Below are 22,387 nucleotides of genomic sequence, written 5' to 3'. Positions count from 1 at the left end.
CATGACGTCCGGCACCATCTCCGCGCAGATCACCGACTACGCCAATCGGGCCGATCCCTATCCGCTCTATGCGGAACTGCGCAAGCAACCGGTCAGGCGGGAGGACGACGGCACCTACCTGGTCAGCACCTACTACGAGGTGCGGAGCCTGGCCAACGACCCGCGGCTGAGCAACGACACGAGCAACCGTCCACCCGGCTACGCCCGCGTCGGGCAACCAGTGGAGTCCGGCCTGCCGCCCAGTTTCATCTTCACCGACCCGCCCGTCCACGACCGGCTGCGGGACACCATCAACCGGCCGTTCGGCCCCCCGCACAGCCCCAGATTCCTCGACGGCCTGCGCGGAGATCTGGCCAAGGTCGTCACGGAGCTGCTCGACGCCTTCGAGGGCAAGGACCAGGTCGACATCGTCGAGGACTTCTCCTACCCCCTTCCCGTCACCGCCATCTGCAAGGTCCTCGGCGTGCCGCGCGAGGACGAACCGCGCTTCCACGCCTGGGCCGACGCCCTGGCGTCGTCACTCGATCCCCAGGCCGGCGAGGACGGCCAGGAAAAGGCGCAGCGGGCGCGCCAGGACATGGGCGCCTACCTGGCCGATCTGATCGAGGCCAAACGCCGCCACCCCGGCCCCGGGATTCTCAGCGCGCTCGCTCCCGACATGACCCCGGCGGACCTTGAGGCCACCGCGGTGCTGCTCCTGGTCGCCGGCCACGAGACCACCGTCAACGCGATCACCAACACGACCCTCACCCTGCTGCGCCACCCCGACATCCTCTCGCGGTTCCAGAAGGACCCGGACCTGGCCGTCCCGCTCATCGAGGAAGTGCTGCGGTACGAGCCCCCGGTCCAGTTCGTCCCGTGGACCACCGCCCTGGCCGACATCGACGTCGCCGGCACCACGATCCCCAAGGGCTCGCCGGTCTGGCTCATGCTGGCCGCGGCCAACCGCGATCCCCGGCGCTTCGAGGACCCCGACCGGTTCGATCCCGACCGCAAGGACAACGAGCACCTGGGTTTCTACACCGGCATCCACTACTGCTTCGGCGCCCCGCTCGCCCGGATAGAACTCCATGTGGCGGTGCCCGAACTGTTCCGCCGGGTCAAGTTCTCCGGGCTGATCGAGGACCCGCCTCCGTACCGCGCCAACGCCGTGCTGCGCGGCCCCCGCCACCTTCCCGTGGCGATCGAGGGCCTCACAGCCTGAGCACCGCCACGAGGGCCGAGGGAACCGGTTCGACTGGAGTCCTTGGAAGCCGTCGTCTTTCCGGATGTGATCGCTTAGTTTCCGCTGGTCGGGCATGGTTTCGGTGTTGTCGCGGGAGCGGCGATGTCGTCGTCAACCGTCTCCGCGCCGAACTTCTCCGCGTGAGTGCGCATGTTCGCCATCAGGTCCGGGCCGTCGATGCCCTCGGGGAAGCCGGGGAAGTTCTCGACCTCGGTGGTCGTGGTGAGCGCCCCGCCGACGAAGATCGCGCCGCCGAACACGAGCGGCTTGAGCTGGGCGCGGGCGGTGTAGAGGGCGGCGGTGTATCCGGCAGGGCCGGAGCCGATGACGATGACCTCGCGTATCCCGTCTCTGTCGGGCACAGGGTCATGCCTCCTGCTTGGCGTCGATCTCGGCGATCAGGGCCTCGATGCGGGTCTTGATCTCGTCGCGGATGGGGCGGACGGCCTCGACGCCCTTGCCGGCCGGGTCTTCCAGGGCCCAGTCGAGGTACTTCTTGCCGGGGAAGATCGGGCAGGCGTCGCCGCATCCCATGGTGATGACGTAGTCCGATGCCTGGACGGCCTCGGTGGTAAGGATCTTCGGCTTGGCGTCGGCGATGTCGATGCCGACTTCCTTCATGGCCTCGACCGCGGAGGGGTTGACCTGGTCGCCGGGGATGGAGCCGGCGGAGCGGACTTCGATCCGGTCGCCCGCGAGGTGGGAGAGGAATCCGGCGGCCATCTGCGACCGGCCGGCGTTGTGGACGCAGACGAACAGCACGGAGGCGAGCGGGCTGGAGGACATCGGTTCTTCCTTCGTAAGTCGATCAAGAGCGTGGTACGGAAGGTGGGTTCAGGTGCTCGGCAGGGAGGCGAGCAGTTCGGTGATGTGGGCGTCGATCTCATCGCGGATGCCGCGGACGACGGCGATCGGGGCGCCCTCGGGGTCGGTGACCGGCCAGTCCAGGTAGCGGCGGCCCTGCAGTACGGGGCAGGCGTGCCCGCAGCCCATCGCGATGACGATGTCGGCGGCCTGCACGACCTCGTCGGTCAGCGGCCTGCAGAACGCGTCCGCAAGGTCCACCCCGGCCTCGGTCAGCACCTCGGCGACGACCGGCTCGGCCTCGGCGGCCGGATGCGTGCCTGCGGACGAGACGGTCACCTGGCCTGCGGCGCGGTGGGCGAGGAGGGCGGCGGCCATCTGGGAGCGGCCGGCGTTGTGGCTGCACACGAACAGCACGCGGGGCAGGCCGACACCCGGCGCGCCCTGGATGTGGGCGAGCGCGTCGAGTCGCTCGGTGGCCAGGTGCTCGGCCGGCACCACGAGGTGGGTGCGGACGCGGGCGTGTTCGGCGAGCCGCTCGTAGGAGTCGATGACCAGGCGCTGGATGGTCTCGGCAGAGAAGTGCCCGCGGTAGCGCAGGGCGAGGCGGGCGATGCCGGACGCGAGGCGTTCGTCGGGCAGGACAGGGGGCGGGGATGCGGTCATGGGATCCCCCTTCGGGGCATGGGGCCCCACGCGGTGTGGGGATGCGGGTCCCAAGGATCACCCCAGGCTGGTATCAGTCCGGAGTGATGTGAGAGTATCAGCCCATGATGATGTCAGTCGACACTGATCTGATGCGGGTTCTGGCGGACCCGCTCCGGCTCCAGATCGTCACCCTGCTCGCCAAGGAGACGCTCTGCAGCACGCACCTGATCGAGGAGACGGGGGCCAGACAGACCAACCTCTCCAATCATCTGAAGGTGCTGCGCGAGGCCGGGGTCGTGGACACGGAGCCGTGCGGCCGGTTCACGTACTACCGGCTCAAGCCCGACGTCATCGCCACCCTCGCGGGCCAGTTCGCCGACCTGGCGGAGTCCGCGCGCGCCACCGCCGAGAACGACGTCAAGCGGTCCTGCCCCTGATCCCCGCCCCCGCGGCGACCTGCACCGAGGAGTCCTGTTGACCGCCACCGAGGCCACCGAGCACGACCAAGCCGAGGAATCCGCCATAGCCCCCGCTGCCGCAGGGACCGAGCCGCATCCCGCCCCGGGCGCCACCCTGCCCCAGGCGCCCCCGCTGATCGCCAAGGCCGCCGCCGAACTGATCGGCACCGCTGCCCTGGTGGCGGTCGTGGTCGGCTCCGGCATCCAGGCCACCGAACTGACCAAGGATGTCGGCCTGCAGCTGCTCGCGAACTCCACGGCCACCGTCTTCGGCTTGGGCGTCCTGATCCTCCTGCTCGGCCCGGTCTCCGGCGCGCACTTCAACCCCGCCGTCACCCTCGCCGAGTGGTGGAGTACCCGCCGCGGCGGCGCGGGCGTCTCCCTGCGCGAGACGGCTGTCTACGTTCCCGCCCAGATCGTCGGCGCGATCGCGGGTGCGATCCTGGCGGATGCGATGTTCGGCGAGCCGCTGGTGAAGTGGTCCACCCACGACCGCTCCGCCGGCCATCTGCTGCTCGGTGAGGTCGTCGCGACGGCCGGTCTGATCCTGCTGATCTTCGGCCTCGCCCGTGCCGATCGCCTGCGCTTCGCCCCGGTCGCGGTCGCCTCCTACATCGGTGCCGCGTACTGGTTCACCTCGTCCACGTCGTTCGCCAACCCGGCGGTGACCATCGGCCGCGCCTTCACCGACACCTTCGCGGGTATCGCCCCCAGCTCGGTCGCGGGCTTCATCGCCATGCAACTCGTCGGCGCCGTGGTCGGCTTGGCGCTGCTGGCGCTCATCTTCATGCCCGGTCGGAAAGCCGCCGCGTGACAAGGGTTCTTGGGGCCGGGGCTCAGCTCAGGGTCTGGGCGGCGTACAGGGCGCCGAGGGCAGTCGCGAGGGCTCCGAGCAGGAGCCGCAGGGTTCTGTCGGGGAGGCGGGGTTGGAGGCGTGCGCCGAGGTAGCCGCCGATCAGCCCGCCGGTGCCGCAGGCGAGCCCGAGCCACCAGTCGGGGGCGACATCTCCGGAGCTCACGAGCGACAGCAGTGCGTAGGCGGTGGCGCCGACGAGGGAGGTGGCGAAGGTGGCGGCGAGCGCGGCCGGGGCGACGCGTGCCACGGGCAGACCGCGTCCGACGAGGATCGGGCCGAGGAGGGAGCCGCCGCCGATGCCGTAGATGCCGCCGACCACGCCGACCGCCAGGGCGAGGCCGGTGAGGGTACGTGGCGGCAACTCGCCTGCGGGCGGCGGGCGGTGGTGTGCCGGGGTGAGGGCGCGCAGGCACAGCCAGAGGCCGAGCGGCAGCAGCAGGGTGGCGATCAGGAGCCGGAAGACGTCCGGGCCGGGGAGGGCGAAGACGCGGATGGCGGCACCGAGGACGACGCCGGGCAGCGTGCCCAGCACCAGGCGCCGGGCGAGGTCACCGCGCAGGGCGCCGTCGTGGCGGTAGCGCCACAGGGCGCCCGGTCCGGCGACGACGTTGAACAGCAGGTTGGTCGGGGTGACCGCCGGGTTGGGCACGCCGAAGACGCTCAGCTGGACCGGGAGTAGGAAGACCGCGCCGGACACTCCGACCGGTGCGGTCACGGTCGCGATCAGCAGGCCGACGGCCAGCCCGCCCGGCACTGTCCAGTCCACCCACGCCCCCGCGCTTCCCTTGGCCCTTCGAACGTCCGGCCAGTATCAGCGTCCCGGAGAGCAGCGGGGTGGCCTGCAACAAGCTGTTCATGATCGGCTGCAGGTAGCGGGGGCGGAGTCGACCGTCCGCCGCGGAGTCCCCCGGGACTGCGGCGGGCACGCGACCACTGGCCCGCCCCCGCGTAGCCGGCGGGCGCCCTTCGCCGTCGTGGTGGTCAGGCTGCGGCCGGCACGACGGCCAGCAGCTTGCCCATCGCGGCCAGTACAGACGGCTCGACCCGGTAGTAGACCCAGGTGCCGCGCCGCTCGGAGGTGAGCAGGCCGGCCTCCTTGAGCTTTTTCAGGTGGTGGGAGACGGTCGGCTGGGAGACACCCACGTCGGAGATGTCGCACACGCACGCCTCGCCGCCCTCGTGCGAAGCGACGGCGGAGAACAGCCGCAGCCGCACTGGGTCACCGAGCGCCTTGAACATCCGCGCGGCGGTCTCGGCCTCCCCCGCGGTGAAGGGGCGTTCCGTCAGCGGCGGGCAGCACGGCGCCACGGTCTCACCGGCATCCAGCAGCGGCAGCACCTTCGTATTCGACATGCATCTATGTTGACATACATCGAACCAGTGGTGCGAGGGCCGGTCGGCCGCGAGTGCGGGCAGGCGGGCGGTGATGTGCTGCGCGGCCCGGACGGCATTTCACCCGACGCGCACGGAGTTCGACGGCGGGCCGTGCCGACGCCTTGGATTCGATGAATGTCTATGTTGACGCTCATCGATACAGGTGCCATGCTGGGCCGCACAAGCCATCGACGAATGTCGAATCAAAGGGGATTCTCGTGAACGCGTCCACCACCGACCAGCTGCCCGTCGTGGTCGTCGGAGCCGGCCCCGTCGGCCTGGCTGCCGCCGCCCACCTCATGGAACGCGGCCTCGAACCGCTCGTCCTGGAGTCCGGGCCGTCAGCCGGCACCGCCGTAAGGGCCTGGTCGCACGTGCGGCTGTTCTCCCCCTGGGCCGAGGTCACCGACCCGGCCGCCGAGAAGCTCCTCGCCCCGACCGGCTGGATCCGCCCCGACGGCGCCGCCTACCCCACCGGCGCCGACTGGGCAGAGCAGTACCTGCAGCCGCTCGCCGACGTCCTCGGCGACACGGTCCGCTACGGCGTCACGGTCACCGGCGTCGCCCGCGCCGGACGCGACCGCATCGTCGACTCCGGCCGTGACGAGCAGCCCTTCACCGTCCACATCCAGCTCGCCGACGGCCACGAGGAGCGGATCAACGCCCGCGCCGTCATCGACGCTTCCGGCACCTGGTCCACCCCCAGCCCGATGGGCGCCGACGGCCTGCCCGCCCTCGGCGAGAAGACGGCCGCCGAGCGCATCTCCTACCGCGTCCCCGACCTGGGCGACCCGACCGTACGCGCCCGGCACGCCGGCAAGCGCACCGCTGTGATCGGCTCGGGCGCCTCCGCCTTCACCGCCCTCGCCTACCTCGCCGACCTGGCCAAGGAGGAAGACGGGACCCACGCCGTGTGGATCCTGCGCCGAGGCATCGGCGCGAACACGTACGGCGGCGGCGAGGCCGACCAGCTCCCCGCGCGCGGCGCGCTGGGCCTGCGTGCGAAGGCCGCCGTCGAGAACGGTCACGCCAGCGCGGTCACCGGTTTCCGCACCGAGGCTGTGGAACGCGACGGCGACCGGCTCGTCCTCGTCGCTGAGGACGGCCGCCGTCTGGACCCGGTCGACGAGGTCATCGTCCTGACCGGCTTCCGCCCAGACCTGTCCTTCCTCTCCGAGATCCGCCTCGGCCTCGACGAGCGCCTCCAGGCCCCCACCGCGCTCGCCCCGTTGATCGACCCGAACGTCCACTCCTGCGGCACGGTCTACCCGCACGGCGTGGGTGAACTCGCCCACCCCGAGCAGGACGTCTACCTCGTCGGCATGAAGTCCTACGGCCGCGCGCCCACATTCCTCGCGATGACCGGCTACGAGCAGGCCCGCTCCATCACCGCCGCGATCGCCGGGGACCGCGAGGCCGCCGAGCGCGTCGAGCTGACCCTGCCGGAGACCGGAGTCTGCGGCGGCGCGGGCCTGTTCGACGACCCCGACGCCGCCCAGAACAGTGAGGGCGGCGGCTGCTGCGCCACCCCGGCCACCCTGCAGATCGGCATCGGCGCCCCTGCCGCCTCCGGCGGCTGCTGAACCCCCCCACCCAACCGAAGGAGGTTCACCATGTCCCGCGTACAGCTCGCCCTGCGCGTCCCCGACCTCGATGCGTCCGTCGCCTTCTACAGCAAGCTGTTTGGCACCGAGCCCGCCAAACTCCGCGACGGCTACGCCAACTTCGCCATCGCCGAGCCCCCGCTCAAGCTCGTCCTCATCGAAGGCAGCGCGGATGAGACAACCCGCATGGACCACCTTGGCGTCGAGGTCGAGACCGCCGAGGCCGTCCGTGCCGCCACCACCCGCCTGGCCGAGGCCGGACTGACCACCGACGTGGAGAACGACACCAGCTGCTGCTACGCCCTCCAGGACAAGGTCTGGGTCCACGGCCCCGGCCAAGAACCCTGGGAGGTCTACGTCGTCAAGGCCGACGCCGACACCCTGGCCAGGCAGCAGGGCAGCACCTGCTGCGCAGATCCGGCCACGGTCGGCGCCGACTCCAAGGAACCGGCCGCACTGAGCAGCTGCTGCTGACCCGCAGATGACCAACCTCCCCACCAGCGAGGCCGCGACCGGGACGGGGGACCGGTCACGGCCTCACGCCGCCCTACCCGCCCTGTGCGCCACCCAGATCACCAGCTGGGGAATCGTCTACTACGCCTTCCCCGTGCTGAACCCCCGGATCACCGCTGCCACCGGCTGGCCGGCCGGAGCAACCACGGCATCGTTCTCGGCCGCGCTGCTCGTCTCCGCCCTCGCCGGGATCCGGGTCGGCCGGATCATCGACCGCCACGGTCCCCGCACCGTGATGACCGTCGGCTCTGTCCTCGGCGCACTCAGCCTCCTCATCGTGGCCGCCGCGCCCAACCTGCCGGTCTTCGCCATCGGCTGGCTACTCGCCGGAGGCGCGATGGCCGCCACCTTCTACCAGCCCGCCTTCGCCGCTCTCACCCGCTGGTTCGCTCCGGACCACGTGAGGGCCCTCACCATCGTCACCCTCGCCGGCGGCCTCGCCTCCACCGTTTTCGCCCCCACCACCGCGGCCCTCGCCAACCACCTGTCCTGGAGGGCGACCTACGCCGTTCTCGCCCTGCTCCTCGCCGCCGTCACCATCCCCGCCCACGCCCTCGCGCTCAAAGGGCCGTGGCCCACGGCACCACCGGCCCCCGCTCACACCAGCGGCGGCGCGACCGCCGTGGCACGCAGCAGGCCGTTCTGGATGCTGGCCTGCGCCCTGACCCTCTCCGCGTTCGCCGTGTACGCGGTCGTTGTCGCCCTGGTCCCGCTCCTGCTCGAACGCGGCTTCACCACCACCGAGGCCGCCTGGGCCCTCGGCCTCGGCGGTGCCGGGCAGACCCTCGGACGCACCTTGTACGCCAGCCTCGCCCGCCACATTGGCACTACCGCGCGCACGGTTATCATCATCGCTCTTGGCGGTGCAACCACCGCCGCACTCGGGTGCGTCCCCGGCCCGTACCCCCTGCTGGTCGCCCTGTCCATCGCGGCCGGCATGGTCCGGGGAAACCTCACCCTGCTGCAGGCCACCGCCATCACCGACCGCTGGGGCACCACCCACTACGGCCACCTGTCCGGACTCCTCACAGCTCCGGCGACCGCGGCCTCGGCCCTCGCCCCGTTCGCCGGTGCCGCCCTGGCGACACCGCTCGGCGGATACCCACACCTGTTCACACTGCTTGCACTCGTCTCCGCCGTCGCCGCCCTCATCGCCGCTGCGGCCACAACGCCGAAATGACAGAAGCAGCAACGAACCCGCAAAGCCAGGTCTCGTCGCGCATCTCATCGAACAGCCGGCGGTCGCCTCCGACGCGGCCCGCTTCCGTCTGCAGGCCATGGCGGACCACAGCGATGACGACGTCGACACGGCCATCGACATCCTCGGCACCTGCATCCGCGAGGCTCGGCAGGCCGCCTGCTGAGGTCTCGCCTGCTGAGCCTCAGCCCGCCTCGCCGCCCGGCATCCCCTGGGCGGGCCGGTATCTCACACTGGCCCGCCTGTTCGTGGTGTCCGGCGCGGTCGCCGTCCTCAGAGAGGCCGCGACTGGCAGGAGAACGACGGCCGCAGCGGCGACAAGACGGCCGCGCCGGCCGACCACCGGACGGCCACGGACCTGCTCCAGCACCGACTTCTGCCGGATGCACGGCAGTTGGTGTCCTCCAACGACCAGGCGTTCAACGCCCAGTACGCTCAGGCCCGTTCCACGCTCTCCGCCCAGCTCGCGGCAGCGGTCGCGATCGGGGTGCTGCTGCTCGTCGCGCTCGGTGTCCTCCAGTGGTACCTGGTCCGCCGCTTCCACCGGATCCTCAACCCCGCCCGAGACGGTGCCCGACGAGGTCGTACGGCGCGCCCATCAGATCGAGCTGGTGGACATGCCGCCCGAGGGACTGCGCCGCCGGATGGCGCACGGCAACATCTACGCGCCCGAGAAGGTCGACGCGGCGCTGGCCAACTACTTCCGGCCCGGCAACCTGACCGCCCTGCGCCAGCTCGCCCTGGTCTGGGTCGCCGACCGCGTGGACGAGGCCCTCCAGTCGTACCGCTCCGAACACGGCATCGGCGGGGTGTGGGAGACGCGGGAACGGGTCGTGGTGGCGCTGACCGGCGGGCCGGAAGGCGACACTCTCATCAGGCGGGCCGCCCGTACCGCCGACCGGTCGGCGGGCGGGGATCTGCTCGCCGTGCACGTGACCCGCAGCGACGGCCTTGCCGTGGGCGCCTCGCACGCCTCCCTGGCCCGGCAGCGGCGGCTGATCGAGGATCTCGGCGGCAGCTACCACTCTGTTGTCGGCGACGACGTCGCCACCGCCCTGGTGGAGTTCGCCCGCGCCGAGAACGCCACCCAACTCGTGCTGGGCACCAGCCGCCGCGGCCGGCTGGAACGCTTCCTCACCGGGCGCGGCACCGGAGAGACGGTCGTCGAACTCTCCTCCGACATCGACGTCCACATGGTCACGCACGAGCGGGCCGCGCGCGGCACGTTGCTGCCCTCACGCAGGCGAACGCTGTTCCGGGTCTCCTGATCTCGGCCTCTCCGCATTTCCCCAGTCTCTGACATCTCACGACAGCCCGCCCCTGCCCGGGGCGGGCCGTCGGCGTACTCAAGCGGACAGGGAGATTCGTTTCCGCAGATGGAGGAGTCAGCCGTAAGAGTTCCGTCAAAGCCGGACTCACTGCCGTAAGGGAGGTGTCAACGGCGGCCTGATCCGGCCACGGAGACGGTTTCCTCTAACCGTCCGTTCGAACCGAACCTCATCTAGGAGCTCGCGATGGCCGACCTGGCCTTCGTCGTCACCACGATCGCGGTGTTCGCGCTGGTGGCTCTCGTCGCCAAGGGGGTGACGAAGCTGTGACCGCCGAGAACATTGTCGGCCTGGTCGTGGCCGTCGCCCTGCTGGGCTATCTCGTCCTCGCCCTGATCTTCCCGGAGAGGTTCTGACCGTGACATCAGCTGCTACCGCAGCGGGCGATATGAGCCCCGTCCTCGCCGGCGTGCTTCAGCTGCTCGCGCTCATAGCGGCACTGGCACTCGCCTACCGTCCCCTTGGCGACTACATGGCCAGGGTCTACTCCTCCGACAAGCACCTGCGCGTCGAGAAGTGGATCTACAAGGGCATCGGCGCCAACCCGAACACGCAGATGCGCTGGCCCGCCTACCTGCGCGGTGTCCTCGGCTTCTCCGCCGTCAGCGTCCTCTTCCTCTATCTGCTGCAGCGACTCCAGGGCCACTTGCCCGGCTCGCTCGGCTTCGCCGCGATCGACCCGGACCAGGCGTTCAACACCGCCGCGTCCTTCGTGTCGAACACCAACTGGCAGTCGTACTACGGCGAGCAGGTCATGGGCCACGTCGTGCAGACCGGCGGCCTGGCGGTGCAGAACTTCGTCTCCGCCTCGGTGGGTATCGCGGTGGCTGTCGCGCTGGTGCGCGGCTTCGCGCGCTCGCGCACCGGTGAGCTCGGAAACTTCTGGTCGGACCTGGTGCGTGGCACCGTCCGTATCCTGCTGCCGATCGCGGTGACCGGCGCCATCGTGCTGGTGGCGTGCGGCGCGATCCAGAATTTCTCCGGCATCCACTCCGTCGGCCAGTTCATGGGCGGCAGCCAGCAGTGGAACGGCGGCGCGGTCGCCTCGCAGGAGGTCATCAAGGAGCTGGGCACCAACGGCGGCGGCTACTTCAACGCCAACTCCGCCCACCCCTTCGAGAACCCCGGTCCGTTCTCGAACCTCTTCGAGATCTTCCTGATCCTGCTGATCCCGTTCGCGCTGACGCGGACCTTCGGCCGGATGGTCGGTTCGCTCAAGCAGGGCTACGCGATTCTCGCCGCGATGGTGACGATCTGGGGCGGCTTCACCGCGCTGATGATGTGGACCGAGTTCCACCACCACGGCCCGGCGTTCGACATCGCCGGCGGTGCGATGGAGGGCAAGGAGACCCGCTTCGGTGTCGGCGGTTCCTCGATCTTCGCGGTGGCGACCACGCTGACCTCGACCGGTGCGGTGGACTCCTTCCACTCCTCGTTCACCGGCCTCGGCGGCGGCATCACCCTGCTGAGCATGCAGCTCGGCGAGATCGCGCCCGGTGGTACCGGCTCCGGCCTCTACGGCATGCTGATCATGGCGATCATCGCGGTGTTCATCGCCGGTCTGATGGTCGGCCGTACGCCCGAGTACCTGGGCAAGAAGATCGGCACCCGCGAGATCAAGTTCGCGGCCTGCTACATCCTCATCACCCCGGCGCTGGCGCTGGTCTTCACCGCCGCGGCGATGGCCCTGCCCACCCCCGGTAACTCGATGACCAACTCGGGTGCGCACGGCTTCTCCGAGATCCTGTACGCCTACACGTCCGGCGCCAACAACAACGGCTCGGCCTTCGCGGGTCTGAACGCCGACACGCAGTGGTTCAACAGCACGATCGGGCTGGCCATGCTGCTCGGCCGCTTCCTGCCGATGGTGTTCGTGCTGGCGCTGGCCGGTTCGCTCGCCGAGCAGAAGCCGGTGCCGGCGACCGCGGGCACCCTGCGCACCGAGAAGCCGCTGTTCACCGGTCTGCTGGTGGGCGCGATCCTGATCATCACCGGTCTGACCTACTTCCCGGCGCTGGCGCTGGGCCCGCTGGCCGAGGGGCTGGCGTCATGACCACTGGTATAGAGAAGCAAGAGGACTCGATGTCCACTGCCACCCCGACCCGGGCACCGCACAGTGATGTGCCGGCCGGGCACAAGGACGAAGGACGTGTCGGCGCGGGTCTGTTCGACCCGAAGCAGCTTCTGAAGTCGCTGCCGGACGCCTTCCGCAAGCTCCACCCGCGGGTGATGATCAAGTCCCCTGTGATGTTCGTGGTGTGGATCGGCTCCCTGCTGACCACCGTCTTCTCCTTCAAGGACCCGGGCGACTGGTTCGGCTGGGCGATCAGCGCCTGGCTGTGGCTGACCGTCGTCTTCGCCAACCTCGCCGAGGCCGTCGCCGAGGGCCGCGGCAAGGCCCAGGCGGACACCCTGCGCAAGGCCAAGACCGACACGATCGCCCGCCGTCTCGTGGGAGATCGCGAGGAGCGGGTCCCCGGCACCGAGCTGCGCATCGGCGACCTGGTCGTCTGTGAGGCCGGCGACATCATTCCTGGCGACGGTGACGTCATCGAGGGCGTCGCGTCCGTCGACGAGTCCGCCATCACCGGCGAGTCCGCCCCGGTCATCCGCGAGTCCGGCGGCGACCGCAGTGCCGTCACCGGCGGTACGAAGGTGCTGTCCGACCGCATCGTCATCAAGATCACGACGAAGCCCGGCGAGACCTTCATCGACCGCATGATCGCTTTGGTCGAGGGCGCGGCCCGGCAGAAGACGCCCAACGAGATCGCGCTGAACATCCTGCTGGCGTCGCTGACCATCGTGTTCCTGCTCGCGTGCGCCACGCTGCCCCCCTTCGCGGACTACGCGGGCACGCACCTGACCATGGTCGTCCTGGTGGCCTTGCTGGTCTGCCTGATTCCGACCACGATCGGCGCACTGCTGTCCGCGATCGGCATCGCGGGTATGGACCGGCTGGTGCAGCGCAACGTGCTGGCGATGTCGGGGCGTGCGGTCGAGGCCGCGGGCGACGTGTCGACGCTGCTGCTGGACAAGACCGGCACCATCACGCTCGGCAACCGTCAGGCCGCCGAGTTCGTGCCGGTGCACGGCACCACCGAGCCCGAACTGGCCGACGCCGCCCAGCTGTCGTCGCTGGCCGACGAGACGCCCGAGGGCCGTTCCATCGTCGTACTGGCGAAGGAGAAGTACGGGCTGCGCGAGCGCCACCAGGGAGAGCTCGCCGGTGCCGAGTGGATCGCCTTCACCGCCCAGACCCGAATGTCGGGCGTGGACATCGACGGGCGCAAGATCCGCAAGGGCGCTGCCGGTTCGGTCATCGCCTGGGTCCACGAGCAGGGCGGCGAGGTGTCCGAGGACGCCGGCGTGCTCACCGACCGGATCTCCGAGGCGGGCGGTACGCCGCTGCTCGTGGCCGTCGAGGACGCGGACGGTGCCCGGGTGTTGGGCGCCATCCACCTCAAGGACGTCGTCAAGGAGGGCATGCGGGAGCGGTTCGACGAGCTGCGCCGCATGGGCATCAAGACCGTCATGATCACGGGTGACAACCCGCTGACGGCCAAGGCGATCGCGGACGAGGCGGGTGTCGACGACTTCCTCGCGGAGGCCACTCCCGAGGACAAGATGGCCCTGATCAAGCGGGAGCAGGCCGGCGGCAAGCTCGTCGCGATGACCGGAGACGGTACGAACGACGCCCCGGCCCTGGCGCAGGCGGACGTCGGCGTGGCGATGAACACGGGCACGTCGGCCGCCAAGGAGGCCGGCAACATGGTCGACCTCGACTCCAACCCGACCAAGCTCATCGAGATCGTCGAGATCGGCAAACAGCTGCTGATCACCCGAGGTGCGCTGACCACGTTCTCCATCGCCAACGACGTCGCGAAGTACTTCGCGATCATCCCGGCGCTGTTCGCTGCGGTCTACCCGGGCCTGGACAAGCTGAACATCATGGCGCTGTCCTCGCCGGACTCCGCGATCCTGTCCGCGGTCATCTTCAACGCGCTGATCATCATTGCGCTGGTGCCGCTGTCGCTGAAGGGCGTGCAGTACCGGCCGGTGAGTGCCGACAAGATGCTGCGGCGCAACCTCGGGATCTACGGCCTCGGCGGCCTGATCGCCCCGTTCATCGGCATCAAGATCATCGACCTGCTCATCTCCCTCATCCCCGGAATCGGCTGATCCCCATGAACAACTCGGTATCGAACACCGCCCGGTTGCTGTGGGCGGGGCTGCGCGCGCTGCTCGTGCTGACGGTGGTGACGGGCGTGATCTACCCGCTGGCCGTCACCGGTGTCGCCCAGGCGCTCTTCAACGACAAGGCGAACGGCTCCGAGATCAAGGCGGACGGCAAGGTCGTCGGTTCGTCCCTGATCGGGCAGTCGTACAACCTGCCGCTGAAGAAGGGCCAGGAGACCCCGGAACCGGACCTGAAGTGGTTCCAGGGCCGCCCGCGGAACGGGCTGGGCACCAACAGCGTCAACACCCAGTACAGCCTGATCCTGTCCGGTGCCACCAACCGTTCCGGTGACAACCAGGACCTGATCGACTGGGTGAAGGCCGCCAAGGCCGCCGTCATCAAGGACAACTCGGTCGGCGGCTACACGGTCAAGCCCTCGGACGTGCCCGCCGACGCGGTCACCTCCTCCGGCTCCGGCCTGGACCCGGACATCTCCCCGGAGTACGCGGACATCCAGGTCCACCGGATCGCCGAGAAGAACGGCCTGTCCGTCGCCCAGGTGCAGAAGCTGGTCGACGAGCACACCGACGGCCGCACCCTCGGCTTCATCGGCGAACCCCGCGTCAACGTCCTCGAGCTCAACATCGCGCTCAAGGAACTCGCGGCGAAGAGCTGATGGCGTTACGCACACCATGCGGGAGTCGGCGGCCGGGGGACACCCCGATTCGTCGACTCCCGCTGCCATGAGGCCGGTTCCGCATGATCCGGCCCTCCGCACAAGCAGGAAAGGCGTACCCCGATGACCCGGGTACTGGTGGTGGAGGACGACCCTCAGCTCGTCCGGGCCCTCGTGATCAACCTTCGGGCACGCCGGTACGGAGTGGACCCGGCGCCCGACGGCACCACCGCACTCCGGCTCGCCGCCGCCCGCCAGCCCGACGTGGTCCTGCTCGACCTCGGCCTGCCCGACATGGACGGCACAGAGGTCATCAAGGCCCTGCGTGGCTGGACACGTGTACCGATCCTGGTGCTGTCCGCCCGCCGGGCCTCTGACGAGAAGGTCGCCGCCCTCGACGCGGGCGCCGACGACTACATCACCAAGCCGTTCAGCATGGACGAACTCCTCGCCCGGCTGCGCGCCGCCGTCCGCCGCACCGAGGACGTCCCGCTCGCCCCCGAGACGACCCTCGTCACCACCGACGACTTCACCATCGACCTGCTCGCCAAGAAGGCCGCCCGGGGCGGACGCGACATCCGCCTCACCCCGACCGAATGGCACCTGCTGGAGATCCTGGTCACCAACCCCGGTCGGCTCATCACCCAGAAGCACCTGCTCCAGGAGGTCTGGGGGGTCTCGCAGAGCAACAAGACCAACTACCTGCGGGTCTACATGGCCCAACTGCGCCGCAAATTGGAAACGGACCCCGCACACCCCCGCTACCTCATCACCGAGCCCGGGATGGGCTACCGCTTCGAGAGCTGAACGCCTTCGCGCCCGCCCCGCACCTACACCCCGGCCCCCGACCGCAGTGATGAAGAGACGAGACCATGGCACGCGGCAAGCTTCGGATATGTCTCGGTGCGGCACCGGGCGTCGGCAAGACGTACGCGATGCTGTCCGAGGCGCACCGCCGGGGCGAGCGCGGCACCGACTGTGTGGTCGCGTTCGTCGAGCATCACCACCGGCCGCGCACCGAGGTGATGCTGCACGGCCTGGAGCAGATCCCGCGCCAGGTGCTGGAATACCGCGGTGGCACGTTCACCGAGATGGACGTGGACGCGGTACTCGCCCGGCGCCCGCAGGTGGCCCTGGTCGACGAGTTGGCCCACACCAACATCCCGGGCTCGCGCAACACCAAGCGCTGGCAGGACGTGGAGGAGCTGCTGGCCGCCGGGATCGACGTGATCTCGACTGTCAACATCCAGCACCTGGAGTCGCTGGGTGACGTCGTCGAGTCGATCACGGGCGTACGGCAGCAGGAGACCGTCCCCGACGAGGTGGTGCGCCGGGCCGACCAGATCGAGCTGGTCGACATGTCCCCGCAGGCGCTGCGGCGCCGTATGGCGCACGGAAACGTCTACAAGCCGGACAAGGTCGACGCGGCCCTGTCGAACTACTTCCGGCCCGGCAACCTGACCGCCCTGCGTGAGCTGGCGCTGCTGTGGGTGGCCGACCGGGTCGACGCCTATCTCACCGAGTACCGCAGCGAACACCAGGTGTCGAAGATCTGGGGCTCACGCGAGCGGATCGTGGTCGGTCTGACCGGCGGTCCCGAGGGACGCACACTGATCCGCCGGGCGGTCCGGCTCGCGGAGAAGGGCGCCGGCGGCGAGGTCCTGGCCGTCTACATCTCCCGCAGCGACGGCCTGACCTCCGCCTCGCCAAGGAGCTGACGGTCCAGCGGACTCTCGTCGAGGATCTGGGCGGCACCTTCCACCACGTCGTCGGCGAGGACGTCTCAGCGGCGCTCCTCGACTTCGCCATCACCCACCGGGTCGAACAGCCCGCGGTCGCCTCGGACGCCGCCCGCTTCTGCCTCCAGGCCATGGCCGACCACGCGGCCGAGGACGCCGACCTCGCCGTCGACATCCTCGACACCTGCATCCGCAAGGCGAAGGAGAACGCCTGACGAATAGTCGACAGCGGCTGCCGGGCACCCGCGCAGCCGCCGTACGGCCTTGGCGCGTCCTTGACGCGCCGCGCCGCCGCAGGCCCGGCACACTGACCTCAAGCAGCTCCCCACCCTGCACCGCGAGGTCACGCATGGCGTACGGTCTGGCCCGCCGCGAACTGCGGCCGAGAGTCCCGTTGCTGCCGGGGGAGGGCGAACGGCACCACCTGACCAGCCTCGAGGGGCTCGCCGCCCTGTCCCTGGACGCGCTGAGCTCGGTCGCGTACGGCCCCGAGGCGATCGTGCTGGTGCTGATCGCTGCCGGGACCGGGGCGCTGACCGCCACCCTGCCGGTGACGCTGGTCATCGCCGGGCTGCTGGCGGTGCTCGTCGTCTCGTACGGGCAGGTGATCGCCGTTCACCCGGACGGCGGCGGCGCCTACGCGGTGGCGAAGAAGGACCTCGGACCGAGGACGAGCTACCTCGCGGCGGCCAGTCTCGTCGTCGACTACGTGCTGACCGTGACTGTCAGTCTGGCGGCGGGCGCGGCCAGTCTCGCCTCCGCCTTCCCGTCGCTCGGCTCGTATCTGCTCGAGATCTGTCTCATCGGACTCGCCCTGCTCACGGCCGTGAACCTGCGGGGCGTCGCCGAGAGCGCGCGGGTGCTGATGCTGCCCACTGTGCTGTTCATCGCGAGCATCCTCGGCATCATCGTGATCGGGCTGTTGCGCGACCATCCCGCGGACGTCGTCGGTGACGCCCAACCCACGCACGCCACCGAGGTGTTGGGGCTGCTGCTGATCCTCAAGGCGTTCTCCTCCGGCTGCTCCGCGCTGACCGGCGTGGAGGCCATCGCCAACGCCGTGCCCGCCTTCCGCGAGCCGCGGGTCAGGCGGGCGCAGCGCACCGAGCTGATGCTGGGCGCGCTGCTCGGGCTGATGCTGATCGGGCTGGCCGTGCTGATCCGGCGCGACCATGTGGCCCCGCGTGAGGGCGTGACCGTGCTGGCGCAGCTGACGGCGGGCTCGTACGGGACGGGGTGGGCGTACTACGCGACCAATCTCGTCGTCACCGGGGTCCTGCTGTTCGCCGCGAACACCAGCTTCGGCGGCCTGCCCGTGCTGATGAGCCTGCTGGCCAGGGACCACCGGCTGCCGCATCTCTTCGGCTTGCGCAAGGAACGCCCGGTGTATCGGTGGGGTGTGCTGGCCCTCGCCGTGCTGGCGGCGCTGCTGCTGATCGCCGTGAACGCCGACACCCACCGCATGATCCCGCTCTTCGCGATCGGCGTCTTCATCGGCTTCACCATCAGTCAGGTCGGGCTCGTGCGGCACTGGGCGGGTCAGCGGCCGCCCGGCTGGCTGCGACGTGCGGTGCTCAACGGGTTCGGCGCGGTGCTGACCAGCGTGGCCTGCGTGGTTCTGCTGACCACCAAGTTCCTCGAAGGGGCGTGGGTCGTGGTCGTCGCGGTGCCGCTGCTGATGCTGCTGTTCGCCCGCGTCCAGCGGTACTACACGGCCGTCGGGCTGGAACTCGGGCTCGGTGAGATCCCGCCGCCGCTGCGGCGTACCGACTCCCTCGTCATCGTGCCGGTCGGGGAGGTCAGCAAGCTCACCCAGCACGCCCTGACCGCCGCCCGCGCCCTCGGCCACGAGGTCGTCGCGGTCGCCGTGCACAGCGATCCGGCCAAGGTCCGTGCGCTGGAGGAGAGCTGGGACCGCTGGGATCCCGGCGTACGGCTCGACGTCATCGACAGCCCGCAGCGCTCGCTCGTTCAGCCGATCGTCGACTACGTCCAGCGGGCGGCGGAGGGAGGACGGCAGATCGCCGTGCTCATCCCGGAGGTCGAGCCCCTCCACCGCCGCTACCAGATCCTCCAGAACCAGCGCGGCCTCCTGCTCGCGGCCGTGCTGAGGGCCCGTACCGATGTCGTCGTGTGCGTGGTGCCGTACCGGCTGAGCCTCTGAAGATCCCCGCGGCCTACAGCAGTCCGTCGGCGATGGCGCCGAGGGACAGCGCCGGAAGGAAGTTGAGCAGCGCCAGGACGACGGCCGCTGCCGTGGCCAGGACGACGAAGTCGACGCCCTGGGCCCGTAGCGTGCCGACCGTGACGACGCCCGGCTGCTGCCTGGCGAGGCGCCCGGCCAGGGCCAGGACGCAGACCATCGGCAGGTAGCGGCCGGCCAGCATGGCGACCGTCATCAGTAGATTGTGGAAGTCGGTGGCGCCGTTGAAGCCCGTCATCGCGCTGCCGTTGCTGTTGGTGTTGCTGGTGTAGGCGTAGATCAGCTCGGTCAGGCCGTGCGCCCCCGGATTGCCCATCGAGCACTGCCCGTCGCCGAAGGCGAGCGCGATGCCGGTGCACGCCAGGATCACCGTGGGCGGGATCAGCGCGTACACGACGACCCAGCGCATCTCCCCGAACCCGATCCGCTTGCGCAGGTACTCGGGCGTGCGGCCGACCATCAGACCGCCGACGAAGACGGCTACCAGGACGACCATGATCAGGCCGTAGAGCCCGCTGCCGGTGCCGCCGGGGGCGATCTCGCCGAGCATCATCGCGGACAGCAGCACTCCGCCGCCCAGGCTGGAGAAGCTGTCGTACGAGGCGTTGGCCGCGCCGTCCGCCGAACCCGTAGCGCTCACGCCGAACAGTGTGGAGCCGGGGATGCCGAAGCGGGTCTCGGTGCCCTCGTACTGGCCGCCGACCGCCTGGGTGACCGTGCCGGTGTGCGCGGACTGGGCCAGGGCGCCGGCCGCGAGGAGCAGGCCGAAGAGGATGCCGACGACCGTGAGCAGGGTCCAGCCCTGCTTCAGGCTGCCGATCATCCGGCCGAACATGCGGACGCAGGCCGTCGGGATCAGCAGCATCAGCACGATCTCGAAGGCGTTGGTCCAGGCACTCGGGTTCTCGAAGGGGTGGGCACTGTTGGCGTTGAAGACGCCGCCGCCGTCGCCGGTGAACAGCTTGATGGGTTCCCAGGAGCCGACCGGCCCGTCGGGGATCGTCTGCTTGGCGCCCGTGACGGTGGTGATGGTGTGTCCGGATCCGAGGCTCTGGATGACACCGCCCGCCATCAGGATCAGACCGGCGACGACCGCCATCAGGAGCAGGACGCGGACGATGGTCCGCAGCAGGTCGACCCAGAAGTTGCCGGGGTCGTCGGTGGACCGCCGGACCAGGCCCCGGACCAGGGCGAGCGCCACGCAGATGCCGACCGCCGCCGACGCGAACGCCTGCACGCCCAGGCCGGCCGTGACAGCGAGGTGTCCGGTGGTCGACTCGCCCGCGTAGTTCTGCCAGCTGGTGTTGGTCGTGAAGGACACGGCCGTGTGCAACGCGAGCCGCCACGGCATGCCCTCGTGCCCCGTCGACCAGGGCAGCCTGCCCTGCAGGGTGAAGAGGGCGAAGAGCGCTGCGATACTCATGACCGAGAAGGCGAGCAGCGCGGTTAGGTAGTGCCGCCAGGTCTGTTCTTTGTCCGGGTCGATTCCGCAGACCCGGTAGAGGGTCTTCTCTCCCCGCCAGTGCTTTCCGCCGTCGAGGGCGCGGGCCATGTAGTCGCCGAGCGGGACATGCAGTCCGACCACCACGGCGAGGACGATCGATGCCTGGATCCAGGCCGCCGGCCACACTCCGGTCACCACCCGCCGCCGGGACGCCGCGTGTTCACCGTGGGCAGGTCGAATCTGGCAGCGGTCAGCGGCACCGCGCACACCAACAGATTCTTCGGCCACTGCTGCGGCCGCACCGAGCGGAGAAGGCCGGTCAGAGTCCTCCCCCACAGGGGCATGGTGTCCTCGCCGCTTGCGGTCGCGGATCGCGGTGACAACGGCGTCCATGTTGGTGACCTTCAGCCCGCCCGGATCGTGACTGCTGCCTGGCCGCGCGGCCAGGGCCTTGGAGGCGGACAGACAGCCCCCAAAGGTCCGGCGGAACGTCCGCCGAGAGGATCGCCGGTCCCGCCGGCGTCCTCGTGCTCTCCGCGCTGGACGGTTTCGTCCGAACTCGTAGGTGTTTGTACGCGGTTGCGTACGGATTGCGTGGGAGGCTGGGGCTTTTCGTGATGAACGCAGGGGCTTTCGTCCGTAGACCTCATCGCCGTTTCGGTCGGCGTGGTGAACGATTCCGCTTGCATGGCCACTTCGCCGACGAGGAGGGCCACCGGTTCAAGGGCATCTGCGTCGACGACCAGGTTGCCGTCGACGACTGGGGGCCCCGGCGAAGGACGTCCACGCGGCGATCGTCGCTACGCAGACCGACGGCGAAGCGGGCACCTTCGCATCGAGGGTGCCCGTTGCGCTGTGTGAGTCAGGCCGGCGTCTTGACTGCCGAGCCCGCCTGGGCCGGCTCCCGCACGACGCGGTGGCGCCGGGTCGGCATTCCGACCGTCGGGTTGGCGACGCCCCAGGCCGCGCCTTTGCAGATGAGCTCCTTGTAGACGGCGGCGAGCCGTCCCGTCAGAGCCGCCCGGACGGCACGGTCGTCGGCGGTGACGTACTGGATCAGGCCTTCCTTGCGGCCCAGCGAGATGCACTGGTTGAAGTAGCGCAGCGGCACGTTCGGGAGCTTCCCGCCGGTCAGGCGCGCCGCGATGGCGTCGGCGGCCTGCCACGCGGTGGGGGTGCCCGAGGCGCACGACATCCGCAGCGGCTTGTCGCCGGGGCCCGTCACCATGGCCGCGTCGCCGATGGCGTACACATCCGGGTGCGAGAGCGAGCGCATGGTCCCGTCGACCACGATCCGGCCTGTGTCGCCGGCCTCCAGGGTGGTGGCCTTGGCGATCGGGTGGACGGCGAAGCCGGTGGTCCACACGGTGACCGCGGCCGGGATGGACGTGCCGTCGGCGGTGGTGATGCGGTCGGCCTCGACGCCGGTGACGGCGGCGTGCTCGTGCACGGTGATGCCGAGCTTGTCGAAGACCTTGTGCAGGTGCCGGCGGCCCTTGGGCGAGAGCCAGTCGCCGAGGCCGCCGCGGGCGGCGAGGGCGACATCGAGGTCCGGGCGGGCCTCGGCGATCTCGGTCGCGGCCTCCAGGCCGGTGAGGCCGCCGCCGACGACGACCACGGGCTGTCCGGCGTCCAGGCGGGCCAGGCGCTCACGCAGCCGGAGCGCTCCGGGGCGACTGGCGATCTCGTGGGCGTGCTCGGCGGTGCCGGGGACGCCCTGGTTGTTCCAGCCGCTGCCGAGGGCGTACACGAGGGTGTCGTACGCCAGTTCTTCGGCGCCGTTCGCGTCGATGACGGCGACGGCCTTGCGGTCGACGTCGACGCCAGTGACCTTCGCGAGCCTCAGTTCGACGCCGGTGCCCGCGAACATCTCGGTGAAGGGCCGGGACTTGAGGTGCTGGCCGACCGCAAGCTGGTGCATCCGGACGCGCTCGACGAAGTCGGGCTCGGCGTTGACGAGAGTGATGGCGACATCTTCGCGGCGCAGCCGCTTGGCGAGGCGCCCGGCGGCGATGGCTCCGGCGTATCCGGCTCCGAGGACGACGATGCGGTGCTGCATGTCCTAGCTCCTGTCTTCAGCGGGTTCGCCCCTTGAACCGGGCGGCCCGCCGTTTCCTGACAGGAACGCGATGTGAAGCAC

General features: G+C 70.1%; 20 protein-coding genes and 3 pseudogenes. 14 read left to right on the top strand and 9 right to left on the bottom strand.

The features are described 5' to 3' along the window. Position 1: 1 nt before the first annotated feature. Positions 2-1,204 carry a cytochrome P450 gene (locus tag ABT114_RS40745; protein ID WP_351149450.1) on the top strand — a complete coding sequence of 401 codons (1,203 nt, stop codon included), beginning with the start codon at positions 2-4 and terminating at the stop codon, positions 1,202-1,204. A 116-nt stretch (positions 1,205-1,320) separates the two neighbouring features. Here ABT114_RS40745 and ABT114_RS40740 read toward each other — a convergent pair. From ABT114_RS40740 to ABT114_RS40730, 3 genes and pseudogenes are all read right to left on the bottom strand, one after another. Then, positions 1,321-1,587, bottom strand: a pseudogene (locus ABT114_RS40740) (FAD-dependent oxidoreductase); the annotation flags it as partial. A gap of 4 nt (positions 1,588-1,591) precedes the next feature. Then, entirely contained in the window at positions 1,592-2,011 is a 420-nt protein-coding gene (locus ABT114_RS40735) for an arsenate reductase ArsC (protein ID WP_351149448.1), read from the bottom strand. A gap of 48 nt (positions 2,012-2,059) precedes the next feature. Continuing rightward, entirely contained in the window at positions 2,060-2,695 is a 636-nt protein-coding gene (locus tag ABT114_RS40730; RefSeq protein ID WP_351149446.1) for an arsenate-mycothiol transferase ArsC, read from the bottom strand. A 104-nt stretch (positions 2,696-2,799) separates the two neighbouring features. On the opposite strand from ABT114_RS40730, the gene ABT114_RS40725 reads away from it, so the two are divergent. Next, positions 2,800-3,114, top strand: a complete 315-nt coding sequence (locus ABT114_RS40725; RefSeq protein WP_351149444.1) for an ArsR/SmtB family transcription factor — start codon at positions 2,800-2,802, stop codon at positions 3,112-3,114. Between the two features lie 37 nt (positions 3,115-3,151). After that, a complete protein-coding gene (locus ABT114_RS40720) occupies positions 3,152-3,949 on the top strand; it encodes an aquaporin (protein WP_502988482.1) in 798 nt (265 codons plus the stop codon). A gap of 22 nt (positions 3,950-3,971) precedes the next feature. Here ABT114_RS40720 and ABT114_RS40715 read toward each other — a convergent pair whose 3' ends face one another. Then, a complete protein-coding gene (locus tag ABT114_RS40715; protein ID WP_351149441.1) occupies positions 3,972-4,757 on the bottom strand; it encodes a sulfite exporter TauE/SafE family protein in 786 nt (261 codons plus the stop codon). Between the two features lie 215 nt (positions 4,758-4,972). Further along, complete coding sequence (locus ABT114_RS40710; protein ID WP_351149438.1) at positions 4,973-5,344, bottom strand: ArsR/SmtB family transcription factor; 372 nt, start codon at positions 5,342-5,344, stop codon at positions 4,973-4,975. A 239-nt stretch (positions 5,345-5,583) separates the two neighbouring features. On the opposite strand from ABT114_RS40710, the gene ABT114_RS40705 reads away from it, so the two are divergent. The 3 genes from ABT114_RS40705 to ABT114_RS40695 are packed head-to-tail and all read left to right on the top strand — an operon-like array spanning position 5,584 to position 8,662. After that, complete coding sequence (locus ABT114_RS40705) at positions 5,584-6,948, top strand: FAD-dependent oxidoreductase (protein ID WP_351149435.1); 1,365 nt, start codon at positions 5,584-5,586, stop codon at positions 6,946-6,948. Between the two features lie 30 nt (positions 6,949-6,978). Then, positions 6,979-7,443, top strand: coding sequence for an ArsI/CadI family heavy metal resistance metalloenzyme (locus tag ABT114_RS40700; protein WP_351149432.1), 465 nt, complete (start codon positions 6,979-6,981; stop codon positions 7,441-7,443). Positions 7,444-7,450: 7 nt separating this feature from the next. Beyond that, positions 7,451-8,662 carry an MFS transporter gene (locus tag ABT114_RS40695; protein ID WP_351149429.1) on the top strand — a complete coding sequence of 404 codons (1,212 nt, stop codon included), beginning with the start codon at positions 7,451-7,453 and terminating at the stop codon, positions 8,660-8,662. 202 nt (positions 8,663-8,864) lie between these two features. Here the strand turns inward: ABT114_RS40695 and ABT114_RS40690 are convergent, their stop codons facing one another. Further along, positions 8,865-9,224 carry a hypothetical protein gene (locus tag ABT114_RS40690; RefSeq protein WP_351149495.1) on the bottom strand — a complete coding sequence of 120 codons (360 nt, stop codon included), beginning with the start codon at positions 9,222-9,224 and terminating at the stop codon, positions 8,865-8,867. A gap of 19 nt (positions 9,225-9,243) precedes the next feature. Between ABT114_RS40690 and ABT114_RS40685 the strand changes: the two are divergent. From ABT114_RS40685 to ABT114_RS40655, 7 genes and pseudogenes are all read left to right on the top strand, one after another. After that, positions 9,244-9,933, top strand: a pseudogene (locus ABT114_RS40685) (universal stress protein); the annotation flags it as partial. A gap of 341 nt (positions 9,934-10,274) precedes the next feature. After that, positions 10,275-10,364 carry a K(+)-transporting ATPase subunit F gene (gene kdpF / locus ABT114_RS40680; protein WP_016434100.1) on the top strand — a complete coding sequence of 30 codons (90 nt, stop codon included), beginning with the start codon at positions 10,275-10,277 and terminating at the stop codon, positions 10,362-10,364. A 32-nt stretch (positions 10,365-10,396) separates the two neighbouring features. Beyond that, the gene (gene kdpA, locus ABT114_RS40675; protein WP_351149425.1) at positions 10,397-12,061 is read left to right on the top strand and encodes a potassium-transporting ATPase subunit KdpA; all 1,665 of its coding nucleotides are present in this window, start codon (positions 10,397-10,399) and stop codon (positions 12,059-12,061) included. A 29-nt stretch (positions 12,062-12,090) separates the two neighbouring features. After that, positions 12,091-14,187 carry a potassium-transporting ATPase subunit KdpB gene (gene kdpB, locus ABT114_RS40670; protein ID WP_502988483.1) on the top strand — a complete coding sequence of 699 codons (2,097 nt, stop codon included), beginning with the start codon at positions 12,091-12,093 and terminating at the stop codon, positions 14,185-14,187. Between the two features lie 5 nt (positions 14,188-14,192). Further along, complete coding sequence (locus ABT114_RS40665; RefSeq protein ID WP_351149420.1) at positions 14,193-14,861, top strand: potassium-transporting ATPase subunit C; 669 nt, start codon at positions 14,193-14,195, stop codon at positions 14,859-14,861. 123 nt (positions 14,862-14,984) lie between these two features. After that, complete coding sequence (locus ABT114_RS40660; protein ID WP_351149418.1) at positions 14,985-15,668, top strand: response regulator; 684 nt, start codon at positions 14,985-14,987, stop codon at positions 15,666-15,668. A 65-nt stretch (positions 15,669-15,733) separates the two neighbouring features. Continuing rightward, positions 15,734-16,668 (top strand): annotated as a pseudogene (locus tag ABT114_RS40655) (histidine kinase); the annotation flags it as partial. Here the strand turns inward: ABT114_RS40655 and ABT114_RS40650 are convergent. Beyond that, a complete protein-coding gene (locus tag ABT114_RS40650; RefSeq protein ID WP_351149493.1) occupies positions 16,645-16,917 on the bottom strand; it encodes a hypothetical protein in 273 nt (90 codons plus the stop codon). The pseudogene ABT114_RS40655 and the gene ABT114_RS40650 sit on opposite strands and share 24 nt — an antisense overlap. A gap of 32 nt (positions 16,918-16,949) precedes the next feature. Between ABT114_RS40650 and ABT114_RS40645 the strand changes: the two genes are divergently transcribed. Further along, positions 16,950-18,764: an APC family permease gene (locus ABT114_RS40645; RefSeq protein WP_351149415.1), complete on the top strand. Its 1,815-nt coding sequence runs from the start codon at positions 16,950-16,952 to the stop codon at positions 18,762-18,764. Between the two features lie 13 nt (positions 18,765-18,777). On the opposite strand, the gene kdpA (ABT114_RS40640) is transcribed toward ABT114_RS40645, so the two are convergent. Together kdpA (ABT114_RS40640) and ABT114_RS40635 are read right to left on the bottom strand one after the other, a co-directional pair. After that, entirely contained in the window at positions 18,778-20,442 is a 1,665-nt protein-coding gene (kdpA, locus tag ABT114_RS40640) for a potassium-transporting ATPase subunit KdpA (RefSeq protein ID WP_351149412.1), read from the bottom strand. Between the two features lie 667 nt (positions 20,443-21,109). After that, entirely contained in the window at positions 21,110-22,306 is a 1,197-nt protein-coding gene (locus ABT114_RS40635) for an NAD(P)/FAD-dependent oxidoreductase (RefSeq protein WP_351149409.1), read from the bottom strand. Positions 22,307-22,387: the final 81 nt, after the last annotated feature.

Origin of the sequence: Streptomyces sp. NPDC002088 (assembly GCF_040296605.1) — a bacterium.
Classification (GTDB): Bacteria; Actinomycetota; Actinomycetes; order Streptomycetales; family Streptomycetaceae; genus Streptomyces.
This window is presented reverse-complemented; position numbering and strand designations above follow the sequence as displayed.

Excerpts from the sequence above, each read along its gene's own strand:
- ABT114_RS40745 (WP_351149450.1), top strand. The coding sequence starts at position 2 with ATGACGTCCGGCACCATCTCCGCGCAGATCACCGACTACGCCAATCGG.
- ABT114_RS40735 (WP_351149448.1), bottom strand. The coding sequence starts at position 2,011 with ATGTCCTCCAGCCCGCTCGCCTCCGTGCTGTTCGTCTGCGTCCACAAC.
- ABT114_RS40730 (WP_351149446.1), bottom strand. The coding sequence starts at position 2,695 with ATGACCGCATCCCCGCCCCCTGTCCTGCCCGACGAACGCCTCGCGTCC.
- ABT114_RS40725 (WP_351149444.1), top strand. The coding sequence starts at position 2,800 with ATGATGATGTCAGTCGACACTGATCTGATGCGGGTTCTGGCGGACCCG.
- ABT114_RS40710 (WP_351149438.1), bottom strand. The coding sequence starts at position 5,344 with ATGTCGAATACGAAGGTGCTGCCGCTGCTGGATGCCGGTGAGACCGTG.
- ABT114_RS40700 (WP_351149432.1), top strand. The coding sequence starts at position 6,979 with ATGTCCCGCGTACAGCTCGCCCTGCGCGTCCCCGACCTCGATGCGTCC.
- ABT114_RS40695 (WP_351149429.1), top strand. The coding sequence starts at position 7,451 with ATGACCAACCTCCCCACCAGCGAGGCCGCGACCGGGACGGGGGACCGG.
- kdpA (WP_351149425.1), top strand. The coding sequence starts at position 10,397 with ATGAGCCCCGTCCTCGCCGGCGTGCTTCAGCTGCTCGCGCTCATAGCG.
- kdpB (WP_502988483.1), top strand. The coding sequence starts at position 12,091 with ATGTCCACTGCCACCCCGACCCGGGCACCGCACAGTGATGTGCCGGCC.
- ABT114_RS40665 (WP_351149420.1), top strand. The coding sequence starts at position 14,193 with ATGAACAACTCGGTATCGAACACCGCCCGGTTGCTGTGGGCGGGGCTG.
- ABT114_RS40660 (WP_351149418.1), top strand. The coding sequence starts at position 14,985 with ATGACCCGGGTACTGGTGGTGGAGGACGACCCTCAGCTCGTCCGGGCC.
- ABT114_RS40645 (WP_351149415.1), top strand. The coding sequence starts at position 16,950 with ATGGCGTACGGTCTGGCCCGCCGCGAACTGCGGCCGAGAGTCCCGTTG.
- ABT114_RS40635 (WP_351149409.1), bottom strand. The coding sequence starts at position 22,306 with ATGCAGCACCGCATCGTCGTCCTCGGAGCCGGATACGCCGGAGCCATC.